The 15,802-nt window shown below is 60.9% G+C and carries 15 protein-coding genes and 2 pseudogenes; 3 read left to right on the top strand and 14 right to left on the bottom strand.

What is annotated here, in order from left to right; all coding sequences use genetic code 11:
• Positions 1-8: 8 nt before the first annotated feature.
• From AB4Z15_RS23075 to AB4Z15_RS23040, 8 genes are all read right to left on the bottom strand, one after another.
• A complete protein-coding gene (locus AB4Z15_RS23075) occupies positions 9-542 on the bottom strand; it encodes a hypothetical protein (RefSeq protein ID WP_442019106.1) in 534 nt (177 codons plus the stop codon).
• Between the two features lie 116 nt (positions 543-658).
• Positions 659-2,020 (bottom strand): MFS transporter, encoded by a 1,362-nt coding sequence (locus AB4Z15_RS23070; protein WP_442019105.1) that lies wholly within the window; start codon positions 2,018-2,020, stop codon positions 659-661.
• A gap of 24 nt (positions 2,021-2,044) precedes the next feature.
• Positions 2,045-3,121 carry a 4-hydroxy-2-oxovalerate aldolase gene (gene dmpG / locus AB4Z15_RS23065; RefSeq protein WP_442019104.1) on the bottom strand — a complete coding sequence of 359 codons (1,077 nt, stop codon included), beginning with the start codon at positions 3,119-3,121 and terminating at the stop codon, positions 2,045-2,047.
• Positions 3,118-4,062, bottom strand: coding sequence for an acetaldehyde dehydrogenase (acetylating) (locus AB4Z15_RS23060; protein ID WP_442019103.1), 945 nt, complete (start codon positions 4,060-4,062; stop codon positions 3,118-3,120). The genes dmpG and AB4Z15_RS23060 overlap by 4 nt, the downstream gene beginning before the upstream one ends.
• A complete protein-coding gene (locus tag AB4Z15_RS23055; RefSeq protein ID WP_442019102.1) occupies positions 4,059-4,895 on the bottom strand; it encodes a 2-keto-4-pentenoate hydratase in 837 nt (278 codons plus the stop codon). The genes AB4Z15_RS23060 and AB4Z15_RS23055 overlap by 4 nt, the downstream gene beginning before the upstream one ends.
• Before the next feature lie 89 nt (positions 4,896-4,984).
• Complete coding sequence (locus tag AB4Z15_RS23050) at positions 4,985-5,929, bottom strand: 3-carboxyethylcatechol 2,3-dioxygenase (protein ID WP_442019101.1); 945 nt, start codon at positions 5,927-5,929, stop codon at positions 4,985-4,987.
• Between the two features lie 9 nt (positions 5,930-5,938).
• Entirely contained in the window at positions 5,939-6,853 is a 915-nt protein-coding gene (locus AB4Z15_RS23045; protein WP_442019100.1) for an alpha/beta fold hydrolase, read from the bottom strand.
• Positions 6,831-8,639, bottom strand: coding sequence for an FAD-dependent oxidoreductase (locus AB4Z15_RS23040; RefSeq protein WP_442019099.1), 1,809 nt, complete (start codon positions 8,637-8,639; stop codon positions 6,831-6,833). The genes AB4Z15_RS23045 and AB4Z15_RS23040 overlap by 23 nt, the downstream gene beginning before the upstream one ends.
• A 322-nt stretch (positions 8,640-8,961) precedes the next feature.
• On the opposite strand from AB4Z15_RS23040, the gene AB4Z15_RS23035 reads away from it, so the two are divergent.
• A complete protein-coding gene (locus AB4Z15_RS23035) occupies positions 8,962-9,468 on the top strand; it encodes a MarR family winged helix-turn-helix transcriptional regulator (RefSeq protein ID WP_442019098.1) in 507 nt (168 codons plus the stop codon).
• A gap of 708 nt (positions 9,469-10,176) precedes the next feature.
• Here AB4Z15_RS23035 and AB4Z15_RS23030 read toward each other — a convergent pair.
• The 4 genes from AB4Z15_RS23030 to AB4Z15_RS23015 form a co-directional block, all read right to left on the bottom strand.
• Positions 10,177-10,665, bottom strand: a complete 489-nt coding sequence (locus AB4Z15_RS23030) for a VOC family protein (protein WP_442019097.1) — start codon at positions 10,663-10,665, stop codon at positions 10,177-10,179.
• Positions 10,658-11,386 carry an SDR family oxidoreductase gene (locus AB4Z15_RS23025; protein WP_442019096.1) on the bottom strand — a complete coding sequence of 243 codons (729 nt, stop codon included), beginning with the start codon at positions 11,384-11,386 and terminating at the stop codon, positions 10,658-10,660. Before AB4Z15_RS23025 ends, AB4Z15_RS23030 begins: the two co-directional genes overlap by 8 nt.
• Before the next feature lie 21 nt (positions 11,387-11,407).
• Complete coding sequence (locus AB4Z15_RS23020; RefSeq protein WP_442019095.1) at positions 11,408-12,202, bottom strand: SDR family NAD(P)-dependent oxidoreductase; 795 nt, start codon at positions 12,200-12,202, stop codon at positions 11,408-11,410.
• Positions 12,203-12,382: 180 nt separating this feature from the next.
• Positions 12,383-12,628, bottom strand: coding sequence for an IS3 family transposase (locus AB4Z15_RS23015; protein WP_442019094.1), 246 nt, complete (start codon positions 12,626-12,628; stop codon positions 12,383-12,385).
• 511 nt (positions 12,629-13,139) lie between these two features.
• Between AB4Z15_RS23015 and AB4Z15_RS23010 the strand changes: the two genes are divergently transcribed.
• A complete protein-coding gene (locus AB4Z15_RS23010) occupies positions 13,140-13,706 on the top strand; it encodes a recombinase family protein (protein WP_442019093.1) in 567 nt (188 codons plus the stop codon).
• A 114-nt stretch (positions 13,707-13,820) separates the two neighbouring features.
• On the opposite strand, the gene AB4Z15_RS23005 is transcribed toward AB4Z15_RS23010, so the two are convergent.
• Positions 13,821-14,462: a plasmid pRiA4b ORF-3 family protein gene (locus AB4Z15_RS23005; RefSeq protein WP_442019092.1), complete on the bottom strand. Its 642-nt coding sequence runs from the start codon at positions 14,460-14,462 to the stop codon at positions 13,821-13,823.
• 117 nt (positions 14,463-14,579) lie between these two features.
• Here AB4Z15_RS23005 and AB4Z15_RS23000 point away from each other — a divergent pair.
• Positions 14,580-14,908: pseudogene (locus AB4Z15_RS23000) on the top strand (ABC transporter permease subunit); the annotation flags it as partial.
• A 580-nt stretch (positions 14,909-15,488) separates the two neighbouring features.
• On the opposite strand, the pseudogene AB4Z15_RS22995 reads toward AB4Z15_RS23000, so the two are convergent.
• Positions 15,489-15,802: pseudogene (locus AB4Z15_RS22995) on the bottom strand (N-methyl-L-tryptophan oxidase); the annotation flags it as partial.

The following is a 15,802-nucleotide window of genomic DNA, read 5'->3' as shown; positions in this document are numbered from 1 at the left end:
AAGTCACACTAAATGAGATTCTTCGGGTGGATATTGGTGCCACCACCACCTCGGCTGAAGACGTAATTGGGTACTGGGAAAGTCTTCGAAGTCACGCGGGCCAGAGTAACGTCCTTAGTTGAGACTGAGCGGGGCGGTTTCGGCGTGGATGGGGGCACACTCTCGCCATTCAATGGCTCTGTGTTGTGCGGCCGGGACGCCGGCATCGTCCACATTGCGGCCTCATTCCCTCCCGCGGCAACTGGATCGCTTGGTTGATGAACCCTCCGGGGCAGCAGTTGTTCGGCTGTGATCCAGAGGTCGTAGCCTGTGGCTTTTTCGATCATTATTCGGTGATCAATTCCGTCGGCAGCAATCCAGGCTGTATCCCCGGAGGGCGTGGTTTCGTCTACAAGGCCAGTTCTGAAAAATAAGCCTCCGCGCCAGACATCAACTACTTCACCGATCAGCAGATTCCACTCCAGGAAGGGATAACGGCGGTGGTCAGTGTCTTCCGGCGGAGCTTTTCTTGCGGGCGTATCGTGCTGGAAGCCCTCTTGCATGAATCCGGTCCTTTCTGACCAAGGGGCCCTGGTTCAGGGCCCCTTGGTGCCCGCCGCCTAGTCTGTTTGTCCGGTGGCGTAGGGGTGCGAGGCCAGCAGTCCGCTCCGAGGTCGGTTCAGGCCTCAGCTGCGGTGGGTGCCTGTGCGCGTTGGGGGTGCTGCAGTTCGCTGTTCTGGCGTGCTGCTTCTTTGCGACCCCAACCTCCTGGCAGCAGCGCCACCGAGATAACGGAGATGGCCGAGACGATCAGGATATAGATGACGATGGAATCGGTGGACTGTGTAGACGCGTACAGGGCGGTGGCGATGATGGGGGCGAATGCCGATCCGCAGATCTGGGAGATGGTGTAGCCGACCGATGCTCCGGTATAGCGGACTTCACGGGAGAAGACCATTGAGAACAGGGGACCGGTGACAGCGGAGGCCGGGGCCATGGCGATGCCGAAGAGCAGCACCACGGCCAGGACGAAGTTAGCGGCGACTCCGGTGTTGACGAGCATGAAGGCGGGTCCGACGAGGGCGCCCATGGCCACGGCTCCGATGAGGTATATGGTTTTGCGGCCGTATTTGTCGGAGAGGGAGCCGAAGATCGGGTAGAGGACGACTGCGACGAGTCCGGCGATGAAGATCCCGAGCAGGACGCTGGTGCGATCGATCTTAACGATGGTGGTGGAGTAGTTCACGAGGTAGGCAATGGTGATGTAGGCGACGACGCCCTGGCTGAGGTAGGTGCCGGCGACGAGGAAGATTTCCTTGGGGTGCCGACGGAAGGCTTCCTTGATGGGGAGCTTGACCAGTTCCTGATTCTCTCGGGCCGCCGCGAAGACGGGACTTTCTGTGATGGTGAGGCGAACGACGAGACCGACGATAACCAGGATGGCGCTGACCAGGAACGGCAGCCGCCAGCCCCAGGTAAGGAACTGGTCGCCGGGCAGTTGGGTGGCACCGAGGAAGGCGACAGTGGCGAGGCTTACGCCGGCAGGGGCGCCCATTTGGGGAAAGGCTCCATAGAAGCCCTTCTTGCCCTTGGGTGCGTGTTCTACGGCCATGAGAGTGGCTCCTCCCCATTCGCCGCCGACACAGAACCCCTGGAAGAGGCGCAGGATGGTCAGCAGGATGGGTGCGGCGATGCCGATCTGGGCATAGCCGGGCAGGAGGCCCATCAGGAACGATGCGGCGCCCATGCCCACCAGGGAAATGATGAGCATCTTCTTCCGCCCGACCCGGTCACCGAAGTGGCCGAAGACGATGCCGCCGAGCGGGCGGGCAAGGAATCCCACGCCGAAGGTGGCGAAGGACAGCAGCGTGCCCATCAGGGGGCTGGCTTCGGGGAAGAACAGCCTGGGGAAGACCAGTGCTGCTGCCGTTCCGTAAATGAAAAAGTCGTAGTACTCGACGGTGGTTCCTATGAAGCTTGCCATGGCAACCTTCATAGGATGGGTCTGGCCTTTGGCGACGGGGGGTGTCTTCGTTGACATGTCGGGTTCCTTAGAGGGGTGGTGCTAGCGGACAGGAGGGGTTGGGGTGGTGCTAGCGGACAAGAGGGGTTGAGAGTGGTTCTTGGCGGTGTTCTGGAGGTCCAGGGCGACGTCGGTGATCATGTCTTCCTGGCCGCCGACGAGCTGGCGCTTGCCGACTTCGACGAGGATGTCGCGGGTGTCTAAGCCATACAGGGTCGAGGCTCGTTCGGCGTGGCGGAGGAAGCTCGAGTACACGCCGGCGTAGCCGAGGGTGAGTGTTTCGCGGTCGACCTGGACGGGACGGTCGTGCAGTGGCCGGACGAGGTCTTCTGCAGCGTCCTGGAGGGCGAAGAGGTCCGCGCTGTGCTCCCAGCCATGCAGGGTGGCGACAGCGACGAAGGGTTCGACCGGGGTGTTCCCGGCTCCCGCACCGTGGCCGGCGAGGGAGGCGTCCACGCGGTAGGCGCCCTCTTCGACGGCGACGACGGAGTTGGCGACCGCGAGGGAGAGGTTTTGGTGGGCGTGGATCCCGATCTCGGTTTCCGGGTTGAGGGTGTCCCGGTAGGCGCGGACCCGCTGGCGGACGCCATCCATGGTCAGGCCGCCGCCGGAATCGGTGACGTAGACGCAGTGAGCGCCGTAGCTTTCCATGAGTTTGGCCTGGGCGGCGAGCTTTTCGGGGTCGGACATGTGGGACATCATGAGGAATCCGGAGACGTCCATGCCTAGTTCGCGGGCGTAGGCGATGTGTTGGGCGGAGACGTCCGCTTCGGTGCAGTGGGTGGCGACCCGGACGGAGCGGACTCCGAGGTCGTAGGCTTGGCGGAGTTCTTTCAGGGTGCCGATGCCGGGCAGCAGCAGCGTGGTGAGCCGGGCGTTCTTGATCGCGGACGCGGCGGCTTCGATCCATTCCCAGTCGGTGTGGCTTCCGGGGCCGTAGGTGAGGCTGCTGCCGGCGAGGCCGTCGCCATGGGCCACTTCGATGGCGTCGACGCCGGCCGCGTCCAGGGCTGCGGCGATTTTGCCGACGTTCTCGGGGCTGAGGCGGTGACGGACTGCGTGCATGCCGTCGCGCAGGGTGACGTCCTGGATGAAGACCCGGGTCGGTGTCTGGCTCATGATGCTACTTCCTCTTTGGTGGTGACCAGTCGCTCGGCGACGCGGAGTGCGGCGGAGGTCATGATGTCCAGGTTTCCGGCGTATTCGGGGAGGTAGTGGGCGGCACCTTCGACTTCCAGGAAGACGGTGACCCTCGTGTACTCCCCTGTTCCCCGGCCGGCGGGGATGAGTCCGCTGACTTCGGCGCCTTCGTTCTGGAACTGCACGGCCTGTTTGAGCCGGTAACCGGGAACGTAGCCGGCGACTTCGGTGACCCTGTCGCGGACGGCCGCGGCGACGCGGTCCTGTTCGGCGTCGGTGAGCCGGTCCACGAGGCACAGGACCGTGTCGCGCATGATCATCGGCGGTTCTGCGGGGTTGAGCACGATGATGGCCTTGCCGCTGGCTGCTCCGCCGACGGTGACGATGGCGTCGGAGGTCGTTTCGGTGAATTCATCGATGTTGGCGCGCGTTCCGGGTCCGGCGGACTTGGAGGAGATGGAGGCGACGATTTCGCCGTAGTGGACGGGTGTTTCGCTGTTGATGGCGGCGATGACCGGGATGGTGGCCTGCCCGCCGCAGGTGACCATGTTGACGTTGCCGGCGTCCAGGTGCTGCTCGAGGTTTACGGAGGGCACGACGTAGGGGCCAATGGCTGCCGGGGTGAGGTCGACGAGTTTCTTCCCGTAGGGTGCCAGGGCTGCTGCGTTGTGGCGGTGGGCGGCGGCGGAGGTGGCGTCGAAGATGACCTCGATGTCCTGGAATTCGGGCATGCCGATGAGGCCTTCGACTCCTTCAGCGGTGGTGGCGATGCCGAGCCGCGCGGCGCGGGCAAGACCGTCGGAGTCGGGGTCGATGCCGACCATCACGCCCATGTCCAGCTTCTCGGTCAGCCGCATGATCTTGAACATGAGGTCTGTGCCGATGTTTCCTGAGCCGATGATGGCTGCTTTTGCGCTCATGAGGGGTCCTTAGTGACTGTTGCGGTGACGGTGCCCAGCCCGCCGATGCGGGCTTCGACGATGTCCCCGGCGTTGAGTGGGGCCATGGGGCCGAGGGCGCCGGAGAGAACGATCTCGCCGGCGCGGAGGGGCCGGCCGAGTGCGGCGGCCGTTTCGGCGACCCAGAGCAGGGCGTTGACGGGATCCCCGAGGCAATCCGCCCCGGTTCCCTTTGACACCTCTTGTCCGTTGATGGTCATGACCATTTCTGCGCCTGCCGGGGCATACCCGTTGAGTGTTGCTTTGCCTTTGCCCAGGACGAAGTAGGCGCTGGAGGCGTTGTCGGCGACGGTGTCGACGATGCCGATGTCCCATCCGGCGATGCGGCTGTCGACGATTTCCAACGATGGTGCGACGTAGTCCACCGCGGCGAGGACTGAATCACGGTCTGTGGCCTCGACATCGCGGCCCATGATGAAGGCGATTTCCGCTTCGATGCGGGGGGCGATGAGCGCGCCTTGTGGGATTTGTTCGTCCTCGCCCAGCTGCATGTCGGAGAGCAGGACTCCGAAGTCAGGCTGGTTGACGCCGAGCTGGCGCTGGACGGCTGGAGCGGTCAGTCCGACCTTGCGTCCAACGCGGCGGTTCCTGACGCTGACCCGGCTCTGGATGATCAGTTCCTGGACCTCGTACGCCGAGTCCAGGTCTGCCTCGAGGATATCTCGTACAGGTCCGCAGGGGCGTGCTGTCTTCAAAGCACCGAGAAGCGTGTTAGCGACGTTCCTCAGGTCCGCCGGTGATGGTCGGGCCGTAACCGTTCCGCCGTCGCTGGCGGTGGTGGGTTGGTGTGTCATGGGGTTGCTCTCCGTTGTGCAGTGGTGCTGCGGCGAGAAGGGGAAATAAAAGGTCTAGCATGCTAGACCGTTAGCTCGGCGAGTGGGTGCTAGTTGTCGAGGGTTGCGGTGGTGATGCCGAAGCCGGCGATGTATTCGCGGATGGGCCGGTAGTAGCTGTAGTTGACTGTGTAGGGTCCGATGGCGCCGAGGGCTGCGTAGGCGGCGATCCAGGTGCGGACTTCGTGGGAGGAGTTGCCCGCGATTTCGGTCATTTCATGTGGGTCCCACGCATCGATGGGTGACAGGTCACCGGAGGCCAGGATCTTCATCAGCTGCCGGTCCCATTCCGGGGCGAGGTCCTTAATGTTCGCTTCGCCGCGGGCGAAAGCTTCCGCGGCATCGAAGATCCGCTGTTGCCGAGCTGCGCGCGCCTCGGGAGTTTGGCGGCCGTCGGCGCCGATCAGCATCCGACGCTGTGCCTCACTTGCGGTGGCCAGCCGTGGTACGGGGGGGTCGTGTGAGAGGCCCCCGGAGGCGATGAGCAGGACTTTCCGGTCAAGAGTCTTCAGGTATCCGCCGATGGCTTCGCCCAATTGGCGGACGCGTTTGAGAGGCGTAAACGGTGGCGCAACGGAGTTGATGAAGACTGGCACGAAAGGTTTGCTGGATATGTCACCGTAGATGAGTTCCATGGGCTGGACGGCGCCGTGATCGACCTCCATCTTCAGCGAAATGGCGATGTCGATGCCGCGGTCGATCACGAACTCCGCCAGCCCTTCGGCGACGTCTTTGGGCACATTCAAAGGTCCGGCCTGGCTGCCGAAGTCACCGATACTGACAGCGTCGTAGCCGATGCAGAACGGTGGCATGAGCTGGTAGAAGAAGCCGTTGTAGTGATCCGGGCCCAGGTTGATGACCAGATCCGGGTCATAGTCGTGGACGAAACTGCGGGCAGCATCCACGGCCGCCTCTACTTCGGCCTTGATGTCGGGTCCAGGGTCTCCGTATTCGAGCAGCGGGCTGTGGGACATGGCGAGCAGTGCGACGGTCATGGCGGTCTCCTAGCCTTCCGCGTGGGCGGGGGTCAGTTCCGTCCCGGCGCCCGCGTCGAGGCCGAGCAGGAAGTCCAGGTGGATTTTGTTGAAGATCCCGGGCTGTTCGTACTGGGGCCAGTGGCCGGCGTTTTCGATGACGGCGAGGCGGCCGTTGGGGATCAGGCCCGCGATGCGGCGGCCCTCATCGACCGGGCCGGAGGGGTCCTTGGTGGTCCAGACGACGAGGGCGGTCGCCTGGATGGAACGCAGGTCTTCGTCGGTGAGCATGTTCCTGCGGCGCGTTTCCGGGTCCTGCAGTGCCATGTTGGCTTCGCACGCGCGCAACCAGTCCGGCTGCTGGAAGATGGCCTGGCGGGTGCGGATCAGGTCATCGGTCACCATGGCGGGGTCGGCCATGAGCCATTCGAGCCTCGTTTTGACGCGTTCCCAGGACGGGTCTTTCGCCGCTTCCATCGACAGGGTGTAGAGCCGCTCCATTACCACGGGGTTGGCCATGGTGCCGCCCATGGTGTTCAGGACCATCCGCTCGACCCGTTCGGGATGGTCGATGGCGAACCGGGCGGTGACCCAGCCGCCGAGGGATTCACCGGAGAAGTAGGCCTTTTCGACACCGACGGCGTCCAGGAAATGGTTGACCTGGTCGATGTAGTGCTTGATTTCCAGCGGGTGTTCAGGCTTGCTGCTGTAGCCGTGGCCGATGAAGTCGATGGCGTACACGTTGAAGTGTTCGGCGTGGGCTTGGAGGTTGCGGACGTAGGCTTCGGCGTGGCCGGTGATGCCGTGGAGCATCAGCAGGGTGGGTTTGGAGCTGTCGCCGGCGTGCAGGTAGCGGGTGCGGTAGGGGCCGGCCTGGATGTAGCCCTGGCTGAATTCGACCTGTGCGAGATCGGACCAGACGCTAGTGTACGGGCGTGAATTCACGGGTTTCTCCTACGTGTTCGGGGTTGGTCTGTTTTGTGTGGCCGAGGATGGCGTCCAGTGCGGAGCGAAGTTCGGTGCGGGCTGTCTTCAGGTCCCATACCGGGGCGCTTTGGCGCCAGGCGATGTAGCCGTCGGGACGGACGAGCAGGGCGCCCGCCTCGTGGATTTCGCGGACCTTGTGCCAGGCGCCGTAAGGGTCCTCGGCACCCTTCTCGCCCACGACGACGGTGCGCAGGAAGGGTTCGTTCAGTTCGGCGGCGGCCGCTTCCCAGGCCCGGCCGGCGAGTCCGGTAATAAGGCTGAACTTGCCATGGCCGGTGACGTCCAAGGTGGAGGTGCGGTTACCGGTGCGGTCCACGAGCCAGGCGTGTGGGATTTTCGCTCCCGGACGGGTGGTCGCTTGGACATAGAGCTGCGGATCCTTGACCCACTGCTCCTCTCCCGCATCCGGTTCCGGGATGACGGCGGCGGATTCGTAACGCTGGTTGAGCTCAACCCCGTGGGCGTTGAATTCGTAATTCTTTAGTTCCAGAGCTTCCTGGAGTTTCTGGCGCAGTTCCACGCCCTCCGGCGTCGGTGCGTGCAGCCTTGCCAGCCCGGCGTCGATGCTGTGCTCCTCGCCGGGGACTCGGAACGTTTCGTTTAGGGGTCCGTAGTCCTTGCGGGACTGGTTGGCGCGTGCCACGATCTGCCGACCGACGGGGGCACGTTCGAGGGAGTAGGAGTCCAGCAGGCTTTCTCCGGCGTAGCCCTTGATGACATAGGCAAGTTTCCAGGCCAGGTTGAAGGCGTCCTGCATGCAGGTGTTGGAGCCCAGTCCGCTGCTCGGCGGATGGCGGTGGACGGCGTCTCCTCCGCAGAAGACCCGCCCGACGGAGAAGTGGTTGGCGTGCTGCTGGTTCACGTACCAGGTGGACGTGGTCTGCACATCGACGACCAGGTCCGGGTCCCCGACGAGGGCGCGTATTTTGGCCAGCACCGTCTCCTCGGAGAGGTCCGGTTCACCGTCGGCCATGTTGAAGCCCCAACCGGCGATCCATTCGTCCCATGGGCGGACGGCCCGGAGCAGGCCCATGCCGACTTCGCCGAAGCCGGCGACCGGGTTCATAATCCAATGCAAGATACTAGGGCGGTGAGCGACGTACTTGCTCAGGTCCGCCTTGAAAAGAACATAGGCAGTGCCGGCGCGGGCCAACTGGCCTTCGAAAGGCAGACCGATGTCTTCGGCGATCTGGGAGCGGGCACCGTCGGCACCGATCAGGTAGCGGGCACGCAGCGTGTAGTCGGAATTTGTGACATGGTTCCGGAACGTGACGGTCACGCCGTCGGCGTCCTGGACATGCGAGAGGTATTCGGTGTTGAACGTGACCTGCGCGCCACGCTCCCCTGCGTTTTTCAGCAGGATCGGTTCCATCAGCGGCTGCGGAACGTCGAGCATCGTGCACGGGCTGGCCTTCAGATAATCCCCGTACCGCTCATCCCCCGTCCCCCAGGTGCGGAGCCGGGCGATTTCCTGGCCTGCGAGACTGGTGGTGAACAAGGTATCGCCCATTTCGCCCCACGGGACGGCGTACTTCGCCGCTTCCTCCTCCACGCCCAGGTCCCGCAGCACTTCTACGGCGCGCTGGTTCGTGATGTGGGCGCGGGGAGTATTGGCGAGCCAGTTCCAACGCGAAAGCATGTGGACGCGCACACCCTGGGTGGCCAGCGCGAGAGCCGCCGTGGCTCCGGTCGGACCGGTACCGACGATGAGCACATCCGTGTCGAATTCCAACTGATTTTCCATCACACCTTCTAAGTTCAGACGCACAGACGGCATCATCCGTCCGTGCACCAGCGGAGGTCATTCTCGGCCTGGCTGATCTTGTTGGCTCCACGTTTCCGCGGTGAAGCGTGGAGGCAGATCACTGTAAGCGGCGCACTGGCATGCCAGCTCGTCTGTAACGAACGGAACCTAAATCCCGTCATTGTTCGCATGCTCCGAGGCTTGCCTCGTGTGCGAAACGAGTGTCTCGAATCTGTGATTCGGGTCTCGTTGATTGCGGTTTCCAAGACTTACTTCTCTAGAAAAGTATATGCTTACTTCTCTGGTGAAGTAAACTCTTTTCATGAACGATTCAATCGATGTCGTCCGCGAGCAATGGCATGCGATCCTCCCGGACATAAACACCGAACCGCTGGCTATTGTGGGGCGGATACGGGTTCTTGCTCACATGATCCAGGCGCGAAGCGATAGTGTGCTCGCGAAGCATGGCATTACTCGGGCGGAGTTCGACATTCTTTCGCTCTTAGTGCGGACCGCAAAACCGATGTCGCCCTCCGAGATCGCCACCACATCATTGACGTCACAGCCGGGAACGACGAAGCGGCTGAAGAAGTTGATTGCCTCGGGTTTTGTCGTAAGGACAGTCAATCCGCGGGATGGTCGGAGTGCGTTCGTTCACCCTACTGACAAGGCGCAGGAGGTTCTTGCCCCCGCGCTAAACTCAATCTCCGCCTACGAGAGGGAGTTGCTGTCCGCAATGTCGCCCCAGTCTCGCGATGTTCTCGTTCGCCATCTGCGTGAGCTGATGATTGTCGTGGAAGGGCCCGCTCAAACGGCCGACATATCTTGAGAGGGTCCTTACTGCACGTCGATTGCGTAGGGGACAGGAAGTCCACCCCACGACAATATTCCCGGATCCGCAGCCCGAGAGTGCCAGGCCCAAAGGTCGTGGTTATGACCCTTTCGGGCAGGGGCGGGCAGGACGGTCCAGCACTTGATCAGGGCCAAGTAGATCTGAGCCGCTCAGCCAAATCGCAACACCACTCGGTAAGCTCCACTAATCTCGCTTAAAATCCTGGATTTTCCTGCACGATCGGCGCACTGATATGCGAGGGTTTCTTGTTGTCACATCCTGCCGGCGAAACATCGCCAGCTTCATGAGATCGGGCATAGCCCGCAGCGGGTGTCACCATCGTGAACCGCGCCGCTATGCGGAGGTTTCGACTGAGCCAAAGCGAATCTCGGATATCCGCCTGATGGGGACGCCATTTTTAGCCTGATCCCCCACCTGAACTATGGTTCGAGATGCGGACAGGAATGGGCCGACACAATGAACCGCTCCTCGAAAGGTTGGACTGAGAAATTCAGTTCTGACTTCCGAGGAGCAGTTCATAACAAAGGCGGCCCTTCCCGGTCATAGCTGTCTGCCTTCCGCTACCGAAGGAGAACGCGAACCGCCGAGCACCAGCAGCAATGGGAAACCAGTTGCGACATCCGCCCATTTTGCGGTGCACTGCTGGAACCTATTCGTGGCCACCCCGACGGCTCGTCGGTAGGTTCAGCCGCGGGGCGGATCAATCGCGGCAGGCGGCTGCATAAATTCAATTGTGTGGCCTTCCGGGCCCCTGACATATACCACGCGCCCTACTGGAAGCGATTGTGGCGCACCAAGTCGCATCCATCCTGCCGATTCGACCTGAAGGAGGGTGGCATCCAGATCTTGAACCCTGAGGGCTAAGTGGCTTGAACCGATGTCATTCGAATTCAATTCGGACACGCGGCCGCCGTGGGGACTGCGGTATTCGAGAAGCTCAATTCTTCCCCCGTCCGGAAGGACTACGACAGCAATCTCAATGGCGGCATCCTGTACCCCGACGATATTGTCGATTGCGGGCCCCGATCCCAGATCCTTTCGCACCACCAGCTGGCAGCCGAGCACTCCGCACCAAAACGCCAGCGCCTTGTCTAATGAGGAGACTGTGAGCCCTACGTGAGCGATGGCTAGTGCCAACGGTGGCGAAGTCGGAACGTTCACATACTTATCCAATGAGTTGTCCTCCGCTAACGTCGATGACGGTTCCGGTCAGGTACCCGCACTGCATTGCGAAGATGTAGGAGAGCGCAATTTCCTCTGGAAGAGCTAGCCGCCTCAGCGGAACGACAGCGGCGATCTGCTTGATGAATTGCTCCCGCAGCTCCGGGAGCATCGCGTCGTACGTCGTCGTTTCCGTTACACCAGGCGCTACCACATTGATACGGCGCGGAGCCTGCTCCTTGGCGAGTTGCCTCGCGCTGGCCTCTATGGCCGCATTCACGCCAGAAATGGCGGAGTGATTTGCCATAATCGCTCGACTTGCCACGCCGGAGGTGAGCGTTATGGTTCCATCCATAGCAAGGTGGGGCAGCGCCGCCTGGATTACACGGTATTGACTGAGATACTTGCCCTCCGCGTACTCAATCACGGCGGAGAGGTTCATCCTGTCCGCCGTGGTGTCGATGCCCAGTCGGGCCGCCGATTCATGAACTGTAACCGCGACGTGGTCAACAGAACCCACCTCATCAAACAGTGCCCGCAATGATGCATCTGACTTCGCATCACACTCGTGATAGATCACTCCGTCAAGAATGGAGGTCGGCACTGTCTTTCCACGTGAGGCGATGTGAACCACCCCTCCGAGCTGGAGCGCGATTTTGGCTACCTCCAAGCCGATACCCGCACTCCCGCCAACCACCAGAACTTTCTTGCCATCAAGACTTACTGCATTCACTGATGTCTCCTTTTCAATTATTCACTGAGCAACAAAACCGCCGTCGACGCTAAGAAGAGCGCCGGTACTAAAACTTGACTTTTCGCTCGCCAGCCAAAGAATCGCTTCGACAACTTCCTCGGCTCGCGCCATCCGCCTCCCCAAGGGATGAAGATCTGCGTAAGCCCGCCGGGTTATTGCGTCCTTCTGGGCAAGGAGCGGGGTATCGACATACCCGGGTGCGACTGCGTTCACCCTGATCCCCAAGGCCGCGCAGTCCAGAGCAGCCGCCTTCGTCAAGCCAAGCACCGCATGCTTGGATGCAACATACGGGCTGAGAGAAGTGCGCGCGACAGCACTCATTACCGAGCCGACATTGACAATGGAGCCGGCGCCGCGCTCGATCATCGCTGGAATCTGGGCCTTCAGTCCGTAGAACATCCCGTTGAGATTGACATCAAGAATTCGGTGCCAATCGTCGGCGTCCACTTCGTAAACTGGCCGCTGCACTTTCGAAGGACCCACGCTAATCCCAGCGCAATTCACTGCCACGTCCAGCCCACCATAGAGATTCTGAACCTCAGCTACAGCTGCATAATGCAAGTCAGGCTGGGTGACGTCAAGATAAAAGAAGCTGGCTGAACCGCCTGCACGCGTGATCGTCTCGACTGTTTGCAGCCCGCCCGCCTCGTCAACGTCACCCACCAAAACGGCACCGCCTTCACGCGCTATCGCTATACATGTCGCAGCGCCGATACCGGAAGCTGCGCCCGTGACAAGCGCTACCTTATTGATCATCTTGAATCTTTCTTCATTCAGGGATGTCCAGGTGCCCATGCGCACCAAATTTCTTGTCACCCGCCTAGCAGGTCACTGATGGATGATCCGAACTAGTTTTCTGGAAAACTATAACAGTTTTTCAAACCCTTGGATACGTGCGGATGACTGTGGTTCAGAAGCGCATCCCTGATTTCAGTGGCCTCTGCCTGTCAAGCCCAGGGCTTCATGGAGACGTTTTTAGTAGGAAAGTGAGAGCAGTTCCGGGGCCGGGTGACCTGCGTGGAGCTGTCCGTATTCGACTGGCGGAACGTGGTCGATCTCGCCGTGCAAGCGACGGTGGTTGAACCAATCTATGTACTCGGCCACGGCGGTTTCGAGGTGGTTGATTCCTGCCAAGGCCGCTTCCCGAGAGAGTGCCGATGACCAGCGTTCAGTCTTCTCGAACATCGGTTTGGGTTTGGTCCCCCATGAATCCAACCCCATCGCATCTCCTAAGCCATGTCATTTGAAAAAAGCATATGGCCGAACACAAGCATGCCGGAGGAAACGGCGGAAACCGCCTACTCCCGTCCACGAATATCCGTGCATGCCAGTTGAAGATAGGCGGGAACGCCCAAGGTGCTGTCCTCGCAGCCCAAATTGTCCTGACGGTGTTTGGACAAGTTGGGCTGGACGCATTCAGGAGGTTGTTTATTGCTCCGAGGATCACCATCAACGACTCATACTGAATGCCCATGGGTGCGGCCGACCTCGCTCGTGACCGAAAAGCCGTAACTTAGCAGCGCGAGAATCTCGTCCGCAGATGAAATAGGCCAGCAACACCAACTGTTGCGAGATTCGGAATGAGGCTAGCAAGTCAGCCCGATTGAAGCACACCCCAACCCGACGTCAGACCGCTGACTTTTCCTTGTCAGAATAGACTTACTTTTCTCTTTTCTTGACAACAGATGTTGAGGTTCTTAGATTCAAACCTGACACCTGAGTAGGAGATACCATGGTTGGCCAGCGAATCGGGTACGTGCGGGTCAGTACCTTGGACCAAAACGAGCAACGCCAGCTCGATGGACAAGTTCTCGACAGGATCTTCACTGACAAGGCCTCGGGCAAGGACACCACCCGCCCAGCGCTGGCCGAAATGTTGCGCTTCGCCCGTGAGGGAGACACTGTCGTAGTGCACAGCATGGACCGGCTGGCAAGGAATTTGGATGACCTGCGTTCACTAGTCAAAACACTCACTGGAAAGGGAGTGCAGGTGGAGTTCGTGAAGGAGCACCTGCTCTTCACTGGTGAGGACTCCCCCATGGCGAATCTCATGCTCTCGGTCATGGGGGCCTTCGCTGAATTTGAACGCTCATTGATTAAGGAACGCCAGCGAGAAGGCATCGCCTTGGCCAAGCAGCGAGGCGCCTACCGCGGGCGAAAAAAGATGCTTACACCGGAACGGGCCACTGAATTAGCGCGGAGGGCAGCCGACGGAACACCTAAATCGATCCTCGCGAAGGACTACGGAATCAGTAGGGAAACGGTGTACCAGTACCTTCGCCAGGCCAAGCCTTCCTGATGCGCACCTCTTCTGACTCTGAAGTGCGCAACCGCGTTAAAAGCACGGGGGGAGTGCCGTTAGAAGGGGCTGTTTCCTGCCATAGTTCGTGGAGTTTATCCCGGCTTCCGTAAGTCAAAACTGTCCTGCCAGCGCCCGATTGACGGCGGGGATGTCCAGAAAGGCTGGGTCAATTGGTTCGGCAGATCCGGTCATGTCGGCCACCCATGAGGACTGTTCGGCATGGTTAGGATGCGACGGGTCGGCCAAGGCATCCATGATTTCTTCGTAACCCGGGAAACCTCCGGAGTCTTCCAGGGGGCCGCGCCTGGCGCCGTCGATCAGCCGGGCCGGCGGACTGTTTTCGTCCGCGGGCCGGCGGGAAACCAGCTCGAGCTGGTGAAGCCAGCTGTCACCAAAGTCGTACTCGTAGAACGCTTCGCCTGACCCCAGCTCGAGCAGCTGATCCAGGGAGCAATCCTCCTCAGGCCTGTCGCCCGGTTCTTCGCACTGCTGCCCTGGAAGCCACTGCGGGACTTCCGGAAATTCGCCGTCGACCGGCTGGAGCGGCGCGAACGGGTCGCTTGCTACGAACCTGTGCAGGTGCGCGTCCTCCCAGCCATATGCTGCCTGCAGGACCTGGTGTACCTGACCTAAAGTAAGCGAGCCCCAGAGCTCGAATCGACGCCAGATCTCAGGCTCGCTGTCAACCAGCGTCACGCGAACCTCCAGGACGGAGTCCTGTCCCATACCCGTCCAGGCCTCTAATTTCTCCATGGCACCCATTTTTGCAGGCCTCACGGCCCTACTAAGTAAGAGACATGACGTCCCGGTCAGTCTCGGCCGATAACTTGACGAAATCTCCATTATCGGCGTTAGAACGAGAGCGGAAACCTGCCTGGGATCGCCTTCGCTGTTCCCGTTTCAGTAATCATTCTGGCCAACTTCCTCCGGGACGTTCCCAACGAGCTCTTTGAATCCATACGGCTTGACGGTTGTTCGGACTGGTCCATGATGTGGCGGCTCGCGTTCCCCCTGATCCGCCCCGCAATCGTCACCATAGCCATCTACAACGCGCTCAATGTGTGGAACAGCTTCCTCTTCCCGCTGATCCCGACCCAAGGCGCAGAAAACCGTGTCCTACCGCTCTCCCCCTCGTCTTCGTCTACGTCGTGGGGCGCCGACAACTCGTCGCTGGCCTCACCGCCGGATTCAGCAAGTAACCCACGCCAAGACAGTGGGGCGCAACGAAGGTGCGCCCCACTGTCCTTTGTTGATGAAGGCCATATACCTTTGGGGCCTGGCCCCCGTTTTTCATCTGTCCGGTCGGCATCGGGGTACTGGACTGCCAAACCGGCCGATGCTTCCCGGAACGGAACGGGAGGTACTCAATCTGTCAGTAGTTCTTCTAGCACCACTTAGCACGCGCCCGCCTCTGTGGAGGGGGATGCTGGGCGTGCAAATATTATCCATTCAACGGCTAGGCCATGATGTGCAGGCATGATAGTTCCTTCTCCTATGAACCTCGCTGATTGCGGGACCAGGTCGGCAGCCCACCAGCCGCTGGCAGGGCAGTGATCGCCAGTTCGAAGCGCTGCGGACGAAGCATTTTCTGCCGCATGGGGGGCCCTGATGAGAGTTCTTTTCTTCATGACTAATTCCTGGATTCTCTGTGGGAAGGCCCTGGGCCAATAGCTGCGGTGATTCAGCGGCAGCTGAGGTTCGTTTGCCCAATGGCAAGGTCTCCCCGACGGACTGTGGCGTCTAGAGTTTGGTAGCAGATTCGGGAGGCCAATCCTTTCGTTAGGAGACGTGCGCGACCCGGTCGGGGTGGTTGGAGAGGCCGAAGTCGGCACTGTACAGCGAATCGTTGACACCGGTCAGGAGGCTCGTTGCGAGCTGGCCGAGAGCGGGTGCAAATTTGAAGCCGTGGCCTGATAGTCCTGCGATGGTCACAATGCGTCCGCTCGGGTCCAGGTCAACGATCGGTACTCTACTGACCGTAACGCTCTCGTGGTGCATGCTGTGACGAACCGGTTCGGGTGAGAGATCCGCGAAGAACGTGGTCGCGTTTCGGCTGATCTCCTCAATGGCTGCCCTGCTGACCGTGTCCGGGA

This window comes from Paenarthrobacter sp. 2TAF44 (assembly GCF_052114885.1).
Taxonomy (GTDB): domain Bacteria; phylum Actinomycetota; class Actinomycetes; order Actinomycetales; family Micrococcaceae; genus Arthrobacter.
This window is presented reverse-complemented; position numbering and strand designations above follow the sequence as displayed.